The sequence below is a fragment of the Wolbachia endosymbiont (group B) of Chesias legatella genome, assembly GCF_964026945.1.
Taxonomy (GTDB): Bacteria; Pseudomonadota; Alphaproteobacteria; order Rickettsiales; family Anaplasmataceae; genus Wolbachia.
Genome location: NZ_OZ034711.1, coordinates 394,793 through 413,976, shown reverse-complemented (window position 1 = coordinate 413,976; position 19,184 = coordinate 394,793). Strand labels below are relative to the sequence as shown.

The following is a 19,184-nucleotide window of genomic DNA, read 5'->3' as shown; positions in this document are numbered from 1 at the left end:
TATACTTAACATAGACAGTCATAATAGGGTGACAGGATTTTAGTAAGGCTCTATTATGAATAAACGGTTTTACACAGTATGAATGTTGATGAGCAGTCAAGTGTGCTGACTTTTCTAAATAGTAAAATTGAGAATATACCAAGGTTTCATTCCGCAATATTGCCTAAACTTTGCGGTGGAGACAGAGTAATGGACTTGCTGTTTTATAGGCCGCTCAGCTATGTGGATAGAAGTAAATCACTACCTGATGCTCAAGTGGGAGAATTTACAACTTTTATGGCAAAAGTGTATGAGCACCAGCGCCCCACCGTTAGAGGTAGGCCATATAAAATAATCGTTGAAAGTGAAAGTCAGTATTTATTTATAGTTTTTTTTAATTACTCAGTTAAATATTTGTATAAATTATTTCCAGTTGGAACAGATATAGTAATCAGTGGTAAACTTGAAAAGTTTGCCGAACATTGGCAAATTACTCACCCAGATTATATGTTATCTGATATCAATCAATTTAAAGAAATAGCCTGCATAGAGCCAGTTTACCAATTATGTCGCGGTATTACTAACAAGAGCATTAGAAACATAATAAGTTCTAATCTAAAAGATTTGCCTGATTTGCCAGAGTGGATAGATGAAACATTAATCAAGCAAAAGAAATGGCTGAATTGGAAAGAAAGCATCATAAGATTGCACAGACCGAGCTCACTCGCAGAAGCAGAAGTTTGCAGAGAAAGACTTGCTTATGATGAGCTATTTGCGTACCAGTTGGCACTAAAGCTTGCAAGGGAAAATCATGTAAAAAAAGAGGGAAAAGAATTTATAATATTGAGTAAATACAAAGAGCAGGTCTTAAATGAATTACCGTTCCAATTAACAAATGATCAAATTCGAGCGATAGATGAAATCTCAGAAAGACAAAAATCCAGATACCGCATGGTAAGTCTGCTGCAAGGTGACGTTGGGAGTGGCAAAACTGTAGTTGCACTCTTTGCGATGCTGAATGTGGTAGAAAATAACATGCAAGTAGCTCTAATGGCACCAACTACTATCTTGGCTGAGCAACATTATAATTGGATCGAAGAAGCTCTATCTTGTACTGATATAAAAGTTGCTTTGCTTACCGGTAAAACTGCGCGCAAGGAAAGAAAGATTATTATGAACGAACTTGCAAGTGGTATTTTAAATATAGTAATTGGTACTCATGCATTATTTCAAGCCAACGTTACATTTAAAAATTTAGGACTCGCATTCATAGACGAACAACAGCGATTTGGAGTGATACAGAGGAATCGGTTGGTAGGAAAAGGAGAAAATACCGATATACTTTTTGTTACTGCAACTCCCATTCCAAGAACCTTGCAGCAAGCTATGTATGGTGATGTTGAATGTTCTATTTTAAGGGAAAAACCAAAATCTAGATTGCCAATAAAAACCGTTATTATGAACGTTAAAAAAGTATCAGATATTATTCAAAGACTGAAAGATGCTATAAATAGAGGCGAAAAAGCATATTGGATTTGTCCATATATAGAAGAAAACGAAGAACTCAATATTGCCGCAGCAGAAATGCGCTTTCAGGAACTACAAAAGACATTTTTTGATAGAGTTGGAATAATACACGGAAAACTAACTCAAGAGCAGAAAGATCAAGTGATGTTTTCCTTCAAGAGGAATGAATTTTCTCTGCTTGTTGCAACTACTGTGATAGAAGTTGGCATAGATGTACCAGATGCAACTATTATGATTATAGAGAATGCAGAGCAGTTCGGGTTATCGCAATTACATCAGTTAAGAGGTAGAGTAGGACGAGGAAATAAACCGTCTTTTTGTGTACTGTTATATGACAATCTCAGTAAAAGTTCGTATTCAAAGTTAAAGATTATGTGTGAGTCACAAGATGGATTTTATATTGCTGAAAAGGATATGATGCTGAGGGGTAGCGGAGATATTCTAGGCACAAAACAATCAGGGTGCATGGAGTTTAAATTTGCTGATTTATATGAGGACAGAGAATTGCTCAACCTTGCATATAATAGTGCAAAAGGTACAATAGCTAATTTTGAATTACTGCTTGATATATTTGAATATAGAAGTAGACTACATTTTTCAAAATTTCAGTAATCTTCCAAGCCATAACCTTCATGAGTAGAAATTCCTTGACAGACGGGAGTATTTAACAAACCATATGCGTCAAGTTAAGGAAAAATAAGAGTGAAGAAGAAGTTTTTACCATAAGAATAAATTGTGCAGAGTTAATAGCAGGCCCTGTAAACAAAATGTTAGCAGGTCAAATTAATCAAGGGCAGGAAGTATAAAAATGGAAAAAAAGCGGTAAATTAGCCTAATGACAATAAATATATATATAGAAGGTACCGTTTTAAAGAGCACAAAAGGAATACACAGTAAAAGCGAGAAGAAGTTGAGAATATGTATGGAAGCAGTGTGGAGAAGTGGCTGCCAATGATCAAAAATTTACCACAATTACAGAAGTATACACAAGAGGTTTAAAAGGTGATGCAAAAAGGGAATTTTGGCAAAATGACTTAAGTATGCACAACAAGATTTGCATAATTGATGATCAGATGTCATTCATGCTCAGCCTATATATAGAAAAAATTCTCAAGAGGGCTTAGGGTGGAACTAAAATTCATGGACTTGTTGACGCACGTAATTAATTTCTTTTTTTTAAGTTAATTAATGTTAACAAGCCACGTCTGCCTGTAATCATGTTAATACCAAAATATAATGTAAGAGAAGAAATGGGCAGTGCTATGCAACAATTTTTGTTTCTTTCTAACCATGCTTCCATATGAAAAACATATGACATAAAAAGGAAAACAAAAAGCTAAGAACCTTGACGCGCTTTACATCTTGGCTTTACCTTATTTATAATATAAACCTTACCACCCCTTTTCACAACTTTACAATTTTTATCTCTGTTACGATGAGATTTTAGTGACCCTTTAACTTTCATATCTACAGTAAGAATAGAATTACCTTACATTATGATCACTGACAGAGAGTTAGTCAATTGATAAATTTTTCACATTTTATTAAAATACTGTATAATTGTTGCTGATACTTCTTCGATTGACCTTTGCGTGACATCAATAATTGGCCAGTTATTTTGCTTAAAGAACTCCTCTGCTTCTTTAATTTCCTTTTCTACTTTTCTAGGGTCAGCATATATATTATTACCTTCATTATTAATTGAAGTCAGTCTATTTTTGCGTATTTCTATTAGCCTTCTTACGTCTATTGTTACTCCTATAGTCAGTTTATTTTTTAATTTTGCTAAGTCGACGTAAAAGGGTATCTCGCTAACAAAAGGAACATTTGCAACTTTATAGCCTCGGTAAGCTAAATACATACTGGTGGGAGATTTTGATGTGCGTGAAACTCCAACCAAAATTATATCGGCTTTATCAATATCTTGAATATTTTGTCCATCATCATGATTAATGGTATAGTTTATTGCCTCAATGCGCTGAAAATATTCGTTATTTATCTCAGCATGTAAGTCAAGTTTTTCGTCTTTTTCAATTTCAAGATAGGATGAGATTTCCCTAATAATGTGTGATAATATCGCTCTGTAGGGAATTTTTAGCTTTATACAATTATTTTTTAGATATTTTCTTAGCTCATCATTAGTAATAGTGCATATAACAAAATTATGCTCATCACTTTTTCTATTAATTTCCTCTAAAATTTTGTCAATCTGCTCTTCTCCTTTTACGAAAGACCAAACATATTCGATCGTTTCTACAGAACGAAAGTGTTTCAGAGCTGATTTTGCAACTGATATAACAGTTTCACCACTTGAATCTGACACTAAGTGTAGGTTAAGCTTTTTAAGGGTCATCAACGTTATACTAAAAATAATAGCAAGCAATCTGCTACTGAAATTGTGCTAATTTATTATACTACGTAAATATAGAAAAACTATCTTGTTGATAAAACTCAAACTAATTGATAAATTCTTAACACAATTATTCTCAAAACGAATGTTTTTATTAAAGCCTACAAATTTCACTTCTTTTGCTAAAAAAGCTCTACCTTGGCTTGGGGTTATTTGTTTCGCATGTTTTTTAATTGGAATGTTCTTGGCATTATTCTTCTCCCCAGGAGATTATAAACAAGGAGAAATTGTACGAATTATGTATCTTCATGTGCCTTCTGCATGGCTTGCTCTTGGAATATACGGACTCATTGCATCACTCAGTTTCATTTCGTTGGTATGGAACAATAGTGTTGCTAGTGTCTTAGCACATGCCGCTGCTCCTGCAGGGACAGTCTTTTCGGCAATATGCTTAATCACAGGTAGCGTCTGGGGAAAAGGAACATGGGGTACTTGGTGGGTATGGGATGCAAGGCTTACTTCAATGCTGATTTTGTTTTTTCTGTATGTTGGTTATCTTTCATTGTGGAGCGCTTTTGATAATCAAGCAAGAGCAGAGAAATCATCAGCAGTATTTGCCATTTTTAGTGCTATAAATATTCCCATAGTAAAATTTTCTGTGAATTTATGGTCTACTCTTCATCAGCCAGCAAGTATTTTTAGAAAAGGTGGAGTAGCAATAGAAGGTTCTTTACTGCTGCCACTCATTGCAATGTTTATATTTTGTACCACACTTTTCTTAGTAGTGTGGATACTTAATGCCCTTCATTTAATTAATTTGCAGAAGATAAAGAGAGAAATCAGCATGCGATATTAGGTATATAGTTCCAGAGTGTAATGTTGTGAACAGCGACGGAAATTAAAATGTAGAGCAATCATCAGCAGAGACTAAGTGGTATAAAAAATAGCTGAAGAATGTAAAAAAGGAAGTGGTATAGATAAACCTGTTACCGATAGAGAAGGTGAAATTGATACGGGCGAACCTGTTACTGATGAAGGAGAGAATGAAAATGGAGAAATTACATCTCGAAAAGTAACCTCAGATTGTTCCAAGTATGAAAATTGTGGGCCATATTCTCATTTTTATAAAGTTGATAATAAGATAGGTTGTCAAGGTTTTAGTGCATCTGATTTACTAAAGGAATTATATCCTGAGATGTACAGTAATCCTAAGATTGCAAAATATATAGAAGAGGGAGCAAATGGTAATTATGGTGCAGTAAATTTTAAATTTGCCTTTACAGAGGATCTTAATTCAATATCCTGGCTTGGTAATATAGAATGTGAAAAATGTGTCGATGATCAAATAGAGTTAGCGTGTCAAGAAGAAGAGATTAAGAGTTTCTGTTACCCGAACGTTTACCATAGTAATCCAGAATTCAACAAAAGCTTTTTTTCCAGAGGAGCATGTCCTAATCTCTTTAGAGAGCCCAGTGAAACAAGTGTTGTAAAAGCAAAACAAGTTGCACCATTGATACTTGTTAATACCTTAGGACAAATGATAGATAAAGAGGGTAATAACACTAAAGTATACTATGATGCATTGAAGCGTTATCTAAATGATGATAGTAAAATCAAGGATTGTGGAGATAATCAAAAGTGTAAGGATTATATTCCAATTATGGAGAAAGTTGCATGGAATAGTGATAAGGAAGTACTATTAAAAACTGCTGTTAATAATACGCAAGAAGCAAATCCTTACTATTATGGAAATGAGGATAATTCTACTTCCGTTGAATTTGGTTCTATATAAGGCTGAATTTGTCTAATTTTTTCTACACTAGACACAATTTAGTCGTATCTGAACAAATACATAATCTATATAAAGAGGACGTAGGTACCATCTGTCCTTTTAAGGCATTTATGTCAATGATATGCGTAATCCATGATTTTAAACATGATGATCCTCCTAAGTAATACAAAAAAACTCAGAAAAATGTATATAGCTATGATAGAAGTTATCTATACATAAGTACAATATACTTTAACTAGAGATTATAAATTAATGAAGTTGAAAAGTCTGCAGACGAAGATAGATTTCGAGCTCTAGAATATCTTCACTATCAAAATAACAAAGCTGTCAAAATTTGTCAAGTAATTTTTATCGCAACTGTACAAACATTGCACAGGACAAATTTAAAATGCTGTAAAATGGTGTCTGTTCAGACGCATGTGAAACCAGTGCTTCTTTTCATCCCACTTCCATGCGGCTAAACCCTTTTCATAATCTCCTATCTATCATTTCTTAAACCACTCCCCTGAACGGATACAATTAAATACATTTTTAACATTTTTATAGAAAACTATTAGTATAGATTTGTATGCTGCCCTCATGGCTATTTTAAAATGTTTAATACTCCTTTTCATTATTTCTTGTACACATCTACCTAACAAGCAACATTCTGTTAATATAGACAATTATAAGCACGATTATTCGTTGCAACAATATAATACTCCTTTGAAGAATAACGAACCAGCAATACCAGAAATGATACCTTTACCGGTAGAGTTTCCCGATCTTACAACCAGTAATCAGTTTCTTTCGATTAATGTTGATGAAAAAGTACCAGTAAAGGATTTACTGATTGAGATAGGAAAACTTTCTGACGTTAACTTAGACATAGATCCCAAAATATCAGGTAATATTATTTTAAAGCTAAAAGATAAGAACATAAACGAAGTAATTCAGAATATAGCCAACAGCGCCAAATTGCGTTACTCAATGAATAATGGTGTAATTAGAATTGAACAAGATTTGCCATATGCACAAAATTATTACGTAGACTTCATCAATATTCAACACTCTGCGCAAAGGAGTTTTATCATTGGTAACAATATTACCGACAGTGATGGTGATAGAAACTATATGAAATCTCAATATAGTAGTGATTTATGGAATTCATTAGAAAAAGGCTTAAATGCAATAATGGATGTTAACGGAGTAGATGATGGTGAGTTTCTTTCATCCAACAGAGAAGCTGGTGTCATTATTCTAAATGCTAGAAAAGATATTCACAAAGCTGTTGAAGAATATATTAATAAAGTTAAGAAATTGGCGTCTTCTCAAGTAATGATCGAGGCCAAAATAGTTGAAGTTTTATTAGACGATAAATACCTTTCTGGTATCAACTTAAATGATTTGCATAATGAAACCAAATCTATAACAAATCAAGGTAACTCTATTATTGACCTAGCAATTAACTCTAGTGTGAGTGATTTAGGAGATTTAGTAAAAATTTTAAATAAATTTGGCACTTCAACCGTAATTTCAAGCCCTAGAGTACATGCTATAAATAATCAGCAAGCAATGATTTCATTTACTAAAAACCATATCTATTTTACTTCCGATATACAGAAAGATACCGGAAACTCCAATCATGCCTTAATTACCAAGATGAATAGCACTCCAATAGGTGTGGTGTTAATAATCCACCCAAGCATTAACATTGATACTAATGAAATATTCATGGATATACATCCAACCTTATCAAGAATTAACGATTACACTAAAGACCCAAATATAGAATATGTCGCACAGCAGAATAAAATGAAATTAAATAGTGACATTCCAATTATTGAAACCAGAGAAATGCACTCTACGTTAAAAATTAAGAGCGGCGAAGTTATGGTAATTGGTGGGCTTATAGAGCATAGAAAAGATAACCAAAACTTATTGCATCAAAAGTCAAAAAAACTGGCTAAGACAGTAGAAACCGTCATCTTCCTGAAAGCAACAATCGTACCAACACTTGGTTTATTAGATATAAAAGATAGGAATTTATATATATATTAAACGTATCCGTTCAGGCAATGGCATCAACTTAAGGAAAGATGTTGGGGTTGCTATTATGATAAGAAGAGAGTATCAGAATGATAATTAAGACAGCTTAATCATAAATCTGTTGCAGTAAATTTAAGTTACTTTAGTCATATATTAAAGTTTTTAAACAGGTCTTAGTTTACTTACTTTATTGTTTTCTTTATTATCAAATATTGCTTTAAATAATATGGAGGAGCACATTGTCAGCAATTGCCGTTATTGATTTTGGTTCACAGTTTACACAGCTTATTGCAAGACAAATCAGGGAAATGGGCGTTTACTGTGAAATATTTCCAAGCAATATCGATTTCGAAACAGTATCAAAATTCAATGGATTTATTTTTTCTGGAGGACCGCAATCTGTAAATGACAATTGCTCTGAAGTAAGTGAAGTAGCACATAAAATTATAAAACTTAACGAAACAATAAACACTCCTATACTTGGAATATGTTATGGACAGCAACTCATTTGTCATTATTTCGGGGCAAAGGTAAGAAAAGAATTCAATCAGGAATTTGGCAAAACTAAAATCAAGATACTAAAAGAATCCCCAATTATAAAGGATACTTGGAACGTTAATTCCGAAGTCGATGTGCTAATGAACCATGCAGACAGTGTCGAAACTATACCGCAAGGATTTACTGCTATTGCCTCAGGTATAATAAATCAAACAATCGCAATAATTGCCAACGAACAGCGGAAGATTTACTGTACTCAGTTCCATCCTGAAGTTAAGCCTACGACAAATGGTAGTAAACTTCTCTCTAATTTCTTAGATATTGCAAATTGTGAGAGAGATTGGACAATGAAGTCATTCGTTGAAAAACAGAAGGAAAAAATTCAAAACTTAGTAGGGGAGAAAAAAGTAATTGCTGCAGTAAGTGGGGGGGTTGATTCAAGTGTTGCAGCAGTTCTTACACACAAAGCTATAGGAAAACAATTAAACTGTATTTTTATCGATACTGGGTTATTGCGTAAGAGCCAGACCACTGCTATGTTAAAAGAAATTCCAATAAATTACGTTGATAAATCAAACTTGTTTTTAAGTAGGTTAAGGGGAATAACTGATCCGGAAGAAAAGCGAAAAATTATCGGCAATACTTTTATCGAAGTATTTGAAGAAGAGGCAAAAAAAATAGGTGATGTGGATTTTTTAATGCAAGGCACCATTTACTCTGATGTAGTTGAATCAGGGCACGCTTCAGGAAACACTAGTACAATTAAATCTCATCACAATGTTGGTGGGTTGCCAGAAAAAATGAATCTGAAACTAGTAGAACCTTTACGCTATCTCTTTAAAGATGAAGTAAGGCTGCTTGGCAAAGAAATTGGGCTTTCAGATGAGATAATATTTCAACATCCATTTCCTGGGCCTGGACTTGCAGTGAGGATCATAGGTGAGGTTGATGAAGAAAAGGTACGAATATTGCAAGAAGTAGATGAAATATATATCAACACAATGAAAAATTATGATCTGTATGATAAAATATGGCAGGCTTTTGCTGTACTGTTACCAGTAAAAACTGTGGGAGTTATGGGAGATAATCGTACATACGGATATGTTTGCGCTTTAAGGGCTGTGACTTCATCTGATGGCATGACAGCTGATGCATTTCCATTTGAAAATAAAGATCAACATTCGTTAGTATTTTGGAGGTTTTTGCAAGACGTCAGTAGTATAATTGTTAACAAAGTTTCCGGAGTAAATCGAGTTGTGTATGATTTAACTTCCAAGCCACCAGCAACTATTGAGTGGGAGTAGCAATAATTTCATTCCAGTTTCAGCTACTCGAATCACACCAAAGAGGCTGCTTGCATAACTCAAATTTTAAGGAAAACTATTTAATGTCATTCCAGCGCGTGACGCTGGTTCCTGGATCCCAGTACTGGGATGACACCGAAGTTGAATGACACCACAGAGGCTACTTGAATCTAATTTACTATTCACAATCCCAGTTATTAGCTTGTTTTAATTGACTTTTTATCATTATTATGTAATAATTAAATAATTCTTTTAATATTGAAGATAAAATCATGATAGGAAAGTATAAATCACTGGAAACAGTACTGAAGACGATTGAGGCTAAGGAAGATTTAAATAAAGATAATATAATTCAGAAAATACAAGAAGAACTAAAGGAACAGAATCAAGATCTATATCAAAAGTGGGAGAAAGGTAATTTTGATGTAAATCATGCATTTGATACTTTCCTATACGAAAAGTGGACGTTATTAATTATAGCTGCTGATAATGGTTACAAAAAGACAGTAGGGTTTTTAATCGGAGCAGGAGCAGATGTTAATGAGAACAGTGGAATTGGGGAAACTGCTTTGCACTGTGCTGCTTGGTATGATTACAAAAAGATAGTAGAGGTTTTACTCAAAGAAGGAGCAAAAGTTAATGCAGTAAATAAAGATGGAAAGACTGCTTTGCACTATGCTGCTTTGTGTGATAGAAAAGAGATAGTAGAGGTTTTACTCAAAAAAGGAGCAAAAGTTAATGCAGTAGATAAAGATGGAAAGACTCCTTTAGATTATGCTAAGAATCAAGACGTAGTAAAAGCTCTATTAGACGCAGGAGGAGGCTCTTTTGTAAAAGCGCGTAATAAAGCAAAGATTGCCGGTGGAGTAACTGGATTATTAGGCACTGCTATAGCAGTGGCACTTTTTACAACTGGAATAATTGCAGCTCAGTTGACACCTATCGTTATAGCAGTGGTTGCAGTTACAGCAGCAGCACTGGTAGTTGGTTGTGCTACATATGCATTACTAAAGCCTAGTACTAAAGTTGATGGAGCAGAGAAACCATCTGCCGTTTTAACAACAAATGAACAGCAAGGAGCTGCTTGACAGTAGAGCGCGTGACGCACAGCTGTATGAACATTATCTGTAGGATGCCAGTGTCTGGGCACTGGCATCCAGTTAAGTTGGTAAGCATAAAAGTAATGTAAAAATACAATGTTTTTGATGATGGAAAAATGGATCCCAGTGTCAAGCATTGGGATGACACCTTCCTGCTAGAAAATGTTCGCACAGTTGTACGTCACGCACTGATTGGATTTTTGCTTCGTGTAAAATAGTTTCAAGGCTGTATTTTCTTTATTTTGCTTATAGCTTCCACAAGCAATGCAAACATAAATGAAGAATACAAACATGCTTTTGGTAGTTCTATGTGAAGCCCTTCAAGTGTTAGATATACACCGACGAGTAAAATAAATAGAATGGCAATTACTTTTAAGCTTGGGTTGGATTTTATTACCTGAGCGGTATAACTTGATGAAAATAGCATCGCTAGTATGGAAAATGTAAATGCTATGGCAATGATTATCATATTGTGAGTTAATGCTATGGCAGTTAATATCGAATCAACCGAAAAAACTAAATCTATTAATATAATTTGTAGCACAACTAAAAAAAATTGTGATTTAACATTTGCCTTTGTTTTATTCTCCTTATGTACAAAAATGTCGCTCCATAACTCCATAGAGCTTTTAACAATAAGGAATAACCCTCCTGCAATCATAAGTAAATCCTTTACTGAGATATCCAGAGATACAGTGTGAAATATAGGCTTTTGCATTGATAATATATATGATGTAAAAAATAGTATTACAAAACGCATCAATAGCGCCAAGCCAAAACCTATAAGGCGGGCTCTTTCTCTCAGCAGATTTGGCACCTTATCTATTGCTAGAGAAATAAAGATTAAATTGTCTATACCAAGTATAGTTTCAAGTAGCGTAAGTATCAATAAAGTCCAAGCATCAGCTAGCATTTTCATTCCAAAGTCAGATTTTGTACTTTACAATAGATGTGTAAAAATTAAGTAACTTCGCCTAGGTAATTAAAAAATCAGCCTTACCCGAAAAAGGAAGAGAAAAAAGGTCATTTTTATAATAAAAGTACTTTTATAAGAAGAATAATAAAATTAAAAATCTAACTCTCTTTACGAAAATTTTAAATAGATTATAAAATAGTTGTACCATGAAAGTATATGCCTTCTTTGTAGACTAAGATTTTTCTTTAAATTAAGATAGATACATAGTAAAAGGAATTTATGACAAAAGAATCATTAGCAAAAACTGATATAGTGAAAGTTGAAGATCAGAAAGCACCAAAGAGCTTTTTTAAGATACTAGGTGAAGTAGCAAACGCTGTAAGATCATGGGTTGGCAATATTAACCCTGATTTAAGTAGTAGTCGCGATGTCGATAGTTTAGTCTTGAAGATGAACGAATGCTTAAACCCAAAGGGGGGTGAAGTCTCAGCACGTAAGAACACCGTATCTCTTGGTAATTTGTACTTGAGTTTATCAGAGGCAGGTCAAATAAAATTTTTACAAACCCTGGCAGAAAAATTCAATCCGGATAAAACGAAAATAGATGAAGAAATAAAAGTATATAAGAAAAATCAAGATTCTGAGTCGAGCTATAAGTTTGAACAAGACTTAATAAAAGTCCTTGAATCACCACGCTCTAAAATATTGAAGCAGTTTATCTCCTTACCAGAAGGTCTTAAGTTTATTGTTGATATGCGTTCTGATGTGCTTAAGCTAAAGAACCAATATGAAAATCTAAACCCACTAGAAAATGAATTAAAAAATATACTCTGTACTTTGGTTGATGTTGATCTACTTGATCTTCATCAAATCACCTGGGATTCACCTGCATCATTGTTGGAAAAACTTATAAAATATGAAGCTGTACATAAAATTTCTTCTTGGGGTGACCTAAAAAATAGGCTAGATTCTGATCGTCTCTGTTTTGCTTTCTTTCATTACAAAATACCAAACGAACCTCTAATTTTTGTAGAGGTTGCATTGATGAATGAGATTTCAGATAGTATTCAACACCTTTTGGATGAGTCAGTGCCCTCAAGTGACCCAAGCAGTGCAAGTACTGCTATATTCTATTCAATATCAAACACTCAAACTGGTTTATCTGGAATTAGCCTCGGTAACTTTTTAATAAAGAGAGTCGTAGAAAAACTATCGCAAGAATTTAAAAGCGTAAAAGTGTATGCAACTCTTTCTCCAGTTCCTGGATTTACAAAATGGCTAAAAAATCAAGACGTAGCTTTATTAGGTAAGCTTAATATAAAACAATCAGGTACAGAAATTTTAGAAAGCATAAAAACTAACATTGAATGCGAAAAACAGTCCCTACTGAAACTTTGTGCACATTATTTGCTAAAGGTTAAAAGCAGTAGTGGTGGTGCTTATGATCCGGTCGCACACTTTCATTTAAGCAATGGTGCATCAATAAAACAACTAAACTGGATGGCTGATAATTCTGAAAAAGGCATTAGTCAGTCAGCCGGGATAATGGTGAATTATTTGTATGAATTGCCTAAAATAGGTAACAATCATGAGAATTATATGATTAATAAAGTGATTTCTCATTCAAAAAAAGTGTCAGCTATGTTAAAGGAATAATAGGAAGTGCGCAAGCATATAGAAAGTGCTAACATTCCCTAATGTTTATGTATATAATATTGAATAGTTTTATTAGGTAAAATGTATTAGTAGTGAGATATTAAAAAAAATAAAACAAAAAATACAAGATAGAGTAACACGTAAAGAACTGTACAGTGTCTTTACATATTCTGAAGAAATAAAGTCATTTAATGATTATGTTAGTAGTATTAAACGTGATGGAATAAACTCAGAGAAATCAAGTCTATTGAAAGATATTTATGAAGGCCTTAATTCTATGTTTACTAACATTGCTATCGACTGGGATAGCAATCGAGGTAGCCTAAGTAGTGAAAAAATTAATATACATTATCAAAACTTAGGGTCTATCTTAGAGATGGTAATCATAATTGAAGGATTGAAGACAGGATTGGGCCAAGCATACGTGATACTCGGCATTGATGAATCCACGTTAATTTGTGATATCGAATCACTTCAGAAAAAAATGGAAGAAGCGCTAGAAAAAATGCAACAACAAAGTGCAGAAAGGCAAAAAGAATTAGAAAAGAAAATTGAAGAAAAGTTTAGCGAGTACATAGAAAGCGGCACTATTGATGCGGTATCAATTACAAAGCATGGGGATAAAAATCTTCTTTATGCAACAATTAAGCTAAAAGAAGACAATAAAAGCACAGATATTAAAGTAAGCGAATTTTTAAATAGTGATTTTTGTAAAGAAAACAAAATTGATGGTTTTGTTTTCTCAAATGGCGATCAAGAAAAATCTATCAGTGGTTACATAGATATAGATAAGGGGGTTAGATGTTATAATTTGGGTAATGCAGCTCAATATGGAATAAAGTTTAACTGGTATGTAGACGGAAAGGAATGTAGCATTACATTAGGTGCTAACAGTGATGGTAGTATTAGAATAATAAGTGATAGACCAACTGATGCGGATTTAGAAAAAAATAAAGATGTAAAAATTAAAGCTGGTCATGATTACCTAAGCCTTGCTGATGCAGTAAAAACGTGTAGACAGCAAGAAGATCCAAGTAGCACAGTGAAGCAAGCATCAGCTAATGAGCATTGCCGCCCATTGGCAAGGGCTTCAGCTTAATGTTTTTAGCAAAAAGGAAGATAAGTAATTGCTCTTGTAATACTTAAAATGTAAAATAGATCTACTTAAATAAGTAGATCTATGAACAATATAAGAAATTTTGCAATAATAGCACATATAGATCATGGGAAGTCAACTCTTGCTGATCGTTTGATAGAAGAATGTAACGGTCTTGAGACAAGGGAAATGACCAATCAGGTACTTGACTCAATGGATATAGAGCGTGAACGCGGAATCACAATCAAAGCACAAACGGTAAGACTCAATTACACTGCAAATAATGGTAATAAATATTGCCTCAACCTCATGGACACACCAGGTCATGTTGACTTTTCATATGAAGTCAGCCGAAGCTTAGCTGCATGTGAAGGCTCACTTTTGGTGGTGGACAGCAGCCAAGGAGTTGAAGCTCAGACTCTGGCAAATGTGTACAAGGCAATTGACAATAATCATGAGATAATAGTTGTGCTCAATAAAGTTGACCTTCCTGCTGCAGATCCAGAAAGGATAAAGCTTCAGATTGAAGAAGTAATTGGTATTGATGCAAGTGAGTCAATTTTGATATCGGCAAAAACTGGTCTTGGGATAAAGGATGTACTTGAAGCTATAGTGACAAAACTTCCCGCTCCTCAAGGTGATACAAATGCTCCACTGCAAGCAATTTTAGTTGATAGTTGGTATGATCCTTACCTAGGAGTAGTAATTTTAGTGCGAGTTAAAAATGGAGTACTAAAAAAAGGCATGAGAATCGTTATGATGTCTAATAATGCTACATATCAGGTCGATAATATCGGTATTTTCACTCCTAAAAAAGTTATGACTGGTGAACTTTCAGCAGGTGAAGTTGGTTTTATAACTGCTTCAATGAAAGAAGTAGCTGACTGCAAAGTAGGAGACACTATTACTGAAGAGAAAAGGCCGTGCAGCAAGGCATTACCTGGCTTTAAAGAAGTACATCCTGTAGTATTTTGCAGTATTTTTCCCAATAACACAGATGATTTTAAATATTTAAGGGAAGCACTAGAAAAATTACATTTAAATGATGCTAGTTTTACATTTGATGCTGAAACGTCAAATGCCCTAGGTTATGGATTTCGTTGCGGTTTCTTAGGAATGCTACATCTTGAAGTCATTCAAGAAAGACTCGAAAGAGAATTTGATTTAGATCTAACAGCAACTGCACCGAGTGTTATATATAAAGTTGCAACACAAAATGGTAAAGTTTTAAATATCCATAACCCAAGCGATATGCCAGACCCTACAAAAATTGAAATAGTGGAAGAACCGTGGATCACTGCAACTATAATGGTACCTGATCAATATTTAGGAGAGATTCTATCTCTGTGTGAAGAGAGGAGAGGAGAACAGCAGGATTTATCTTATGTTGGTAATACGACAACAGCACTACTGAAGTATAAATTACCGCTGTCTGAGGTTGTTTTTGATTTTTACGATAGACTAAAATCAATTTCCAAGGGATATGCAAGTTTAGATTGGGAAATATCCGATTATCAGGAAAGTCAGATAGATAAATTAAGTTTTTTAGTTAATGGAGAACCTGTGGATGCGTTAGCCTGCATTGTTCATAAAAGCAGGGCAAAAAAAAGAGGCCGTGAAATATGTGCACGTTTGAAAGACTTGATACCACGCCAGCAATATAAAATCGCGATTCAAGCGGCAGTAGGCGGAAAAATTATTGCTAGAGAAACGATTAACCCGTATAGAAAAGATGTAACAGCCAAGCTCTATGGTGGAGACGTCACACGAAGGATGAAGCTGCTTGAAAAGCAGAAGAAAGGTAAGAAAAGATTGCATTCTGTGGGAAACATAAACATCCCACAAAATGCTTTTATTGAGGCTTTGAAAATAAATGATTAATATATATCCAAAAACATAAATTTAAAGAACTAAGTGATATTTTCTCAATAAATTTACTGACATTGATATAGGTAAATTTGAAATAGCTATGTGAATTTGTAAAACACTATACAAGATACCATACAACGAAATCATCCCAGCGTTTAACACTGGGATGACAGAGAGCAGCTCAATTGCTCCACTCAATCAGTAAAAATCAGATATATGTAGACATTGACTAAAACCATTCCAACAACATTTTAGTGAAACTTAACAAGCTTATCTATAGTTTTAGTGATGATTCTTGGAGTATTTGGAGAGACTTCTGAGCCCAGTCTATTTAACCGCTCTATAGCAAACCCGCTGTTCTCATTTATTATGAAATCACATAAAATATTTTCTATATCTTTAATAACACTTTCATGCTTTCTCAGAGGATGGTTATTCGGATATCTATGAATGGTTTTGATGCTAGAATACTCAACGAAAGCTTGATCTTTAAAAGCAAGTTGTCTCAATTTCTCTTTGAATTTTTCTTCTTCATCTCTTGCTAAAAGGCAAGACTTTATCAGTGATTTTATAATCGAGTTTATAGCCTGATGTATTTCAGAATGCACTATAACTTTGATGATATTTTCTTCCACTATGCAATCATAAGTGCTTTTTTCGCTCTTTAATGACTCTATAAGCATTTTGCTATTTTGCGAATTCAATTCCAGATTCTCTTCACTTATAGGAGTCATTATAAAGGTATTCTTATTTACCCTGATGTAAAATTGTGGCAACCCTTTAGAACAGGCAAATGCTACATCCTTAGACTCAAGTGCGTGATTGTATGAAGAAGAAAGGGTGCTTGCTATAACGCTACTTGGTACTTTCATTCCATGATTACTTAGGTGATTTAACACATTCTCAACATCATGATATGTAAAACCTGTATCTTTTATCAATTCAACAACTTCTATGCAATTGTGTTGTTTATACTCTATTGTCACTTCTTCTGTAAAAAGAGTTTTAGCTGCTATATGCTTATCAAGCACTGTGAAAATCTTGATGAAACTCTCTAAATCTTGTTTGTTAATTAATTCAATACTAATTAAGTTTTTGCTAACAATTATAATATTTTTTATCATTTTTTCCCACTAAAAAAACTCACTAGATGAATTGTATTTTTAATTCATTAAAAATTGTTTAAAGTGGGTATGCCAGCAACAGTAAGACAAAAAAATCACATAAAATCTTCATTATGTATTATATTACATCCCTCGTGTTCATCACTGCCGCTTGTGTAAGCTGTTGCATTAATGCTATCTTCATTGTTATTTAACATATTATCCAACTTTCCTTCTTTTTCAAGATCCATCAATTTGTCACATCCAGCAATATGATGTACATAATCACCATTTTCATCAGTAATAAAAATTTGTGGAACTGTCCTGACGTTATATTTTGATTTTATACCGTCAAACAAATCCGAGTTTCTAAGTACATCAATTTCTTCGTATTTCACACCTTTTTCATCCAATAACTCTTTTGCTTTCTTGCAGAATGGGCAGTACTTCTTCACATATATTACAACTTTTCCTTTAGTGTTTTTCATGATTTATCTCCATAGTTTATAAAATACAACTATTATATATAAAAAATATATATAAAATATCAAATTGTATGAAAATTATTTACAACTGTGAGCAAGGGATAAAAGATAATGTGGCACTAACTTTCGGAAATTTCGATGGCGTTCATTTAGGACATAAGTTTGCAATTTCCAATCTAAAGAAGGTAGCACAAGAAAGAGGATTACCCTCTGCAGTTTTAACTTTTGAGCCTCACCCATCAACTGTTTTATTTAGTAGGAACAATTTTAGGTTAATAGACCAAGAACAAAAAAAGGAACTAATCAGCAGCTATGGTATAGATTACTTGTATATTATTAATTTTAATAGAGGTTTTTCTGAGGTTAGCTGCGATGACTTTATTGGTAAGATTTTGGTAAAGAAGTATGGTGCTAAACATATAACTGTTGGAGAAAGTTGTACTTTTGGTCACAAACGATTGGGTAACATATTAACTCTAGAAAAATATTCTCAGATGTATGAATATTCTTTAACTAAATTAGAGCCATTGATAATCGATAGAAAAATTTGCTCTTCTTCCTCAATCAGAGAGTGTTTACAAAAAGGCGAAATAGAAATTGCTAATAAATTGCTTGGTAGGTCTTATCAAGTTTCTGGTATTGTAACAAAAGGTGCATGTAGAGGTAGAGAAATAGGGTTTCCAACCATAAACATTCCGATAGAAGATTACATGATAAAACCTAAGCTTGGTACATATTACGCCAAAGTTGCATTTTCTGAAAATAGTTCAAGTTGGCTATATGGAGTAGTCAACATTGGTATGAGACCTACATTTAAGGACTTAAAAAAACCTATAGTAGAAATGCATATATTTGACTTCAACGAAAATGTATACAATTTTAAGGTTGATATACAACTTTTAAAATTTATTAGGGCAGAAAAAAAATTCCATAGTATTAACGAGTTAACAAAACAGATAGATCGTGATATAATGAAGGCTTACCAGTTAAAGATAAATTTATGAAAAGGATATGTTTAGTTATTATATTGATTATAGTATCATTCGATCAAACAAGTAAATTGTATATAAACTCTTTGATTGATGAGGGGGAGTCAATCGAGATTACTAGTTTTATGAAATTAGTTGAAGTTTGGAATTCAGGAATTAGCTTTGGAATGTGTAGTACTCTGCCGCATGGCAGCTTCTTTTTTTCAGCATGTTCAATATTAATAATTGGTATACTTGCATACTTGATATATAAATCTAATGATAAGTCAATTTACCTTAGTTTTTCTCTGATGATTGGTGGAGCGATCGGAAATGTAATTGATAGAATCTATTGGGGAGCTGTATATGACTTCATATATTTTCATATCAATGATTGGTATTGGCCAGCCTTTAATTTAGCAGATCTATCTATAGTTTGTGGAATGTGTACATTGTTATATAAGTGGTATATATATGATAGGTCTATCTCTAAGCAAAATGAGGAATGAAATA

17 protein-coding genes are annotated in these 19,184 nt (G+C 33.5%); 12 read left to right on the top strand and 5 right to left on the bottom strand.

Annotation, left to right across the window (positions count from 1 at the left end; genetic code table 11):
• The first annotated feature begins 78 nt into the window (after positions 1 to 78).
• Together recG and AAGD65_RS01935 are read left to right on the top strand one after the other, a co-directional pair.
• Entirely contained in the window at positions 79 to 2,118 is a 2,040-nt protein-coding gene (recG, locus tag AAGD65_RS01940) for an ATP-dependent DNA helicase RecG (RefSeq protein WP_341810968.1), read from the top strand.
• Between the two features lie 329 nt (positions 2,119 to 2,447).
• Positions 2,448 to 2,630, top strand: coding sequence for a hypothetical protein (locus tag AAGD65_RS01935; protein ID WP_264683147.1), 183 nt, complete (start codon positions 2,448 to 2,450; stop codon positions 2,628 to 2,630).
• Between the two features lie 212 nt (positions 2,631 to 2,842).
• Here the strand turns inward: AAGD65_RS01935 and ykgO are convergent, their stop codons facing one another.
• Entirely contained in the window at positions 2,843 to 2,971 is a 129-nt protein-coding gene (gene ykgO / locus AAGD65_RS01930) for a type B 50S ribosomal protein L36 (RefSeq protein ID WP_006015378.1), read from the bottom strand.
• 69 nt (positions 2,972 to 3,040) lie between these two features.
• Positions 3,041 to 3,859, bottom strand: coding sequence for a pyruvate, water dikinase regulatory protein (locus tag AAGD65_RS01925; RefSeq protein WP_264375245.1), 819 nt, complete (start codon positions 3,857 to 3,859; stop codon positions 3,041 to 3,043).
• 142 nt (positions 3,860 to 4,001) lie between these two features.
• Between AAGD65_RS01925 and ccmC the strand changes: the two genes are divergently transcribed.
• The 5 genes from ccmC to AAGD65_RS01900 all read left to right on the top strand — a co-directional run bounded on the left by ccmC (position 4,002) and on the right by AAGD65_RS01900 (position 10,566).
• Positions 4,002 to 4,712 carry a heme ABC transporter permease CcmC gene (ccmC, locus tag AAGD65_RS01920; RefSeq protein WP_264377995.1) on the top strand — a complete coding sequence of 237 codons (711 nt, stop codon included), beginning with the start codon at positions 4,002 to 4,004 and terminating at the stop codon, positions 4,710 to 4,712.
• 339 nt (positions 4,713 to 5,051) lie between these two features.
• Positions 5,052 to 5,648 carry a hypothetical protein gene (locus AAGD65_RS01915; protein WP_264683146.1) on the top strand — a complete coding sequence of 199 codons (597 nt, stop codon included), beginning with the start codon at positions 5,052 to 5,054 and terminating at the stop codon, positions 5,646 to 5,648.
• Positions 5,649 to 6,227: 579 nt separating this feature from the next.
• Positions 6,228 to 7,688 (top strand): type II secretion system protein GspD, encoded by a 1,461-nt coding sequence (locus tag AAGD65_RS01910; RefSeq protein WP_265017007.1) that lies wholly within the window; start codon positions 6,228 to 6,230, stop codon positions 7,686 to 7,688.
• A 227-nt stretch (positions 7,689 to 7,915) separates the two neighbouring features.
• Positions 7,916 to 9,478: a glutamine-hydrolyzing GMP synthase gene (gene guaA, locus AAGD65_RS01905; protein WP_264375878.1), complete on the top strand. Its 1,563-nt coding sequence runs from the start codon at positions 7,916 to 7,918 to the stop codon at positions 9,476 to 9,478.
• 272 nt (positions 9,479 to 9,750) lie between these two features.
• Complete coding sequence (locus AAGD65_RS01900) at positions 9,751 to 10,566, top strand: ankyrin repeat domain-containing protein (RefSeq protein ID WP_264683145.1); 816 nt, start codon at positions 9,751 to 9,753, stop codon at positions 10,564 to 10,566.
• Between the two features lie 232 nt (positions 10,567 to 10,798).
• Here the strand turns inward: AAGD65_RS01900 and AAGD65_RS01895 are convergent, their stop codons facing one another.
• Positions 10,799 to 11,491, bottom strand: a complete 693-nt coding sequence (locus AAGD65_RS01895) for a TerC family protein (protein WP_029237607.1) — start codon at positions 11,489 to 11,491, stop codon at positions 10,799 to 10,801.
• 282 nt (positions 11,492 to 11,773) lie between these two features.
• Between AAGD65_RS01895 and AAGD65_RS01890 the strand changes: the two genes are divergently transcribed.
• The 3 genes from AAGD65_RS01890 (at position 11,774) to lepA (ending at position 16,127) form a co-directional block, all read left to right on the top strand.
• Positions 11,774 to 13,150, top strand: a complete 1,377-nt coding sequence (locus AAGD65_RS01890) for a malonyl-CoA decarboxylase (RefSeq protein ID WP_064085735.1) — start codon at positions 11,774 to 11,776, stop codon at positions 13,148 to 13,150.
• Positions 13,151 to 13,427: 277 nt separating this feature from the next.
• Positions 13,428 to 14,249, top strand: a complete 822-nt coding sequence (locus AAGD65_RS01885) for a hypothetical protein (RefSeq protein ID WP_264683144.1) — start codon at positions 13,428 to 13,430, stop codon at positions 14,247 to 14,249.
• A gap of 81 nt (positions 14,250 to 14,330) precedes the next feature.
• A complete protein-coding gene (gene lepA, locus AAGD65_RS01880) occupies positions 14,331 to 16,127 on the top strand; it encodes a translation elongation factor 4 (RefSeq protein WP_264683143.1) in 1,797 nt (598 codons plus the stop codon).
• Between the two features lie 239 nt (positions 16,128 to 16,366).
• Here lepA and AAGD65_RS01875 read toward each other — a convergent pair whose 3' ends face one another.
• Together AAGD65_RS01875 and AAGD65_RS01870 are read right to left on the bottom strand one after the other, a co-directional pair.
• Positions 16,367 to 17,239: a hypothetical protein gene (locus AAGD65_RS01875; protein WP_007301937.1), complete on the bottom strand. Its 873-nt coding sequence runs from the start codon at positions 17,237 to 17,239 to the stop codon at positions 16,367 to 16,369.
• Between the two features lie 95 nt (positions 17,240 to 17,334).
• Entirely contained in the window at positions 17,335 to 17,706 is a 372-nt protein-coding gene (locus tag AAGD65_RS01870) for a glutaredoxin (protein ID WP_006015443.1), read from the bottom strand.
• Between the two features lie 68 nt (positions 17,707 to 17,774).
• Here AAGD65_RS01870 and ribF point away from each other — a divergent pair, with 68 nt between their 5' ends.
• Both ribF and lspA read left to right on the top strand, forming a co-directional pair.
• A complete protein-coding gene (ribF, locus tag AAGD65_RS01865) occupies positions 17,775 to 18,707 on the top strand; it encodes a riboflavin biosynthesis protein RibF (protein WP_019236620.1) in 933 nt (310 codons plus the stop codon).
• Positions 18,704 to 19,180 (top strand): signal peptidase II, encoded by a 477-nt coding sequence (lspA, locus tag AAGD65_RS01860; protein ID WP_007301940.1) that lies wholly within the window; start codon positions 18,704 to 18,706, stop codon positions 19,178 to 19,180. The genes ribF and lspA overlap by 4 nt, the downstream gene beginning before the upstream one ends.
• Positions 19,181 to 19,184: the final 4 nt, after the last annotated feature.

What these genes read in the sequence shown, in the direction of transcription:
- recG (WP_341810968.1), top strand. Translation starts at nt 79, where the DNA reads ATGAATGTTGATGAGCAGTCAAGTGTGCTGACTTTTCTAAATAGTAAA.
- ykgO (WP_006015378.1), bottom strand. Translation starts at nt 2,971, where the DNA reads ATGAAAGTTAAAGGGTCACTAAAATCTCATCGTAACAGAGATAAAAAT.
- AAGD65_RS01925 (WP_264375245.1), bottom strand. Translation starts at nt 3,859, where the DNA reads ATGACCCTTAAAAAGCTTAACCTACACTTAGTGTCAGATTCAAGTGGT.
- ccmC (WP_264377995.1), top strand. Translation starts at nt 4,002, where the DNA reads ATGTTTTTATTAAAGCCTACAAATTTCACTTCTTTTGCTAAAAAAGCT.
- AAGD65_RS01915 (WP_264683146.1), top strand. Translation starts at nt 5,052, where the DNA reads ATGTACAGTAATCCTAAGATTGCAAAATATATAGAAGAGGGAGCAAAT.
- AAGD65_RS01910 (WP_265017007.1), top strand. Translation starts at nt 6,228, where the DNA reads ATGGCTATTTTAAAATGTTTAATACTCCTTTTCATTATTTCTTGTACA.
- AAGD65_RS01900 (WP_264683145.1), top strand. Translation starts at nt 9,751, where the DNA reads ATGATAGGAAAGTATAAATCACTGGAAACAGTACTGAAGACGATTGAG.
- AAGD65_RS01895 (WP_029237607.1), bottom strand. Translation starts at nt 11,491, where the DNA reads ATGCTAGCTGATGCTTGGACTTTATTGATACTTACGCTACTTGAAACT.
- AAGD65_RS01890 (WP_064085735.1), top strand. Translation starts at nt 11,774, where the DNA reads ATGACAAAAGAATCATTAGCAAAAACTGATATAGTGAAAGTTGAAGAT.
- AAGD65_RS01885 (WP_264683144.1), top strand. Translation starts at nt 13,428, where the DNA reads ATGTTTACTAACATTGCTATCGACTGGGATAGCAATCGAGGTAGCCTA.
- lepA (WP_264683143.1), top strand. Translation starts at nt 14,331, where the DNA reads ATGAACAATATAAGAAATTTTGCAATAATAGCACATATAGATCATGGG.
- AAGD65_RS01875 (WP_007301937.1), bottom strand. Translation starts at nt 17,239, where the DNA reads ATGATAAAAAATATTATAATTGTTAGCAAAAACTTAATTAGTATTGAA.
- AAGD65_RS01870 (WP_006015443.1), bottom strand. Translation starts at nt 17,706, where the DNA reads ATGAAAAACACTAAAGGAAAAGTTGTAATATATGTGAAGAAGTACTGC.
- ribF (WP_019236620.1), top strand. Translation starts at nt 17,775, where the DNA reads ATGAAAATTATTTACAACTGTGAGCAAGGGATAAAAGATAATGTGGCA.
- lspA (WP_007301940.1), top strand. Translation starts at nt 18,704, where the DNA reads ATGAAAAGGATATGTTTAGTTATTATATTGATTATAGTATCATTCGAT.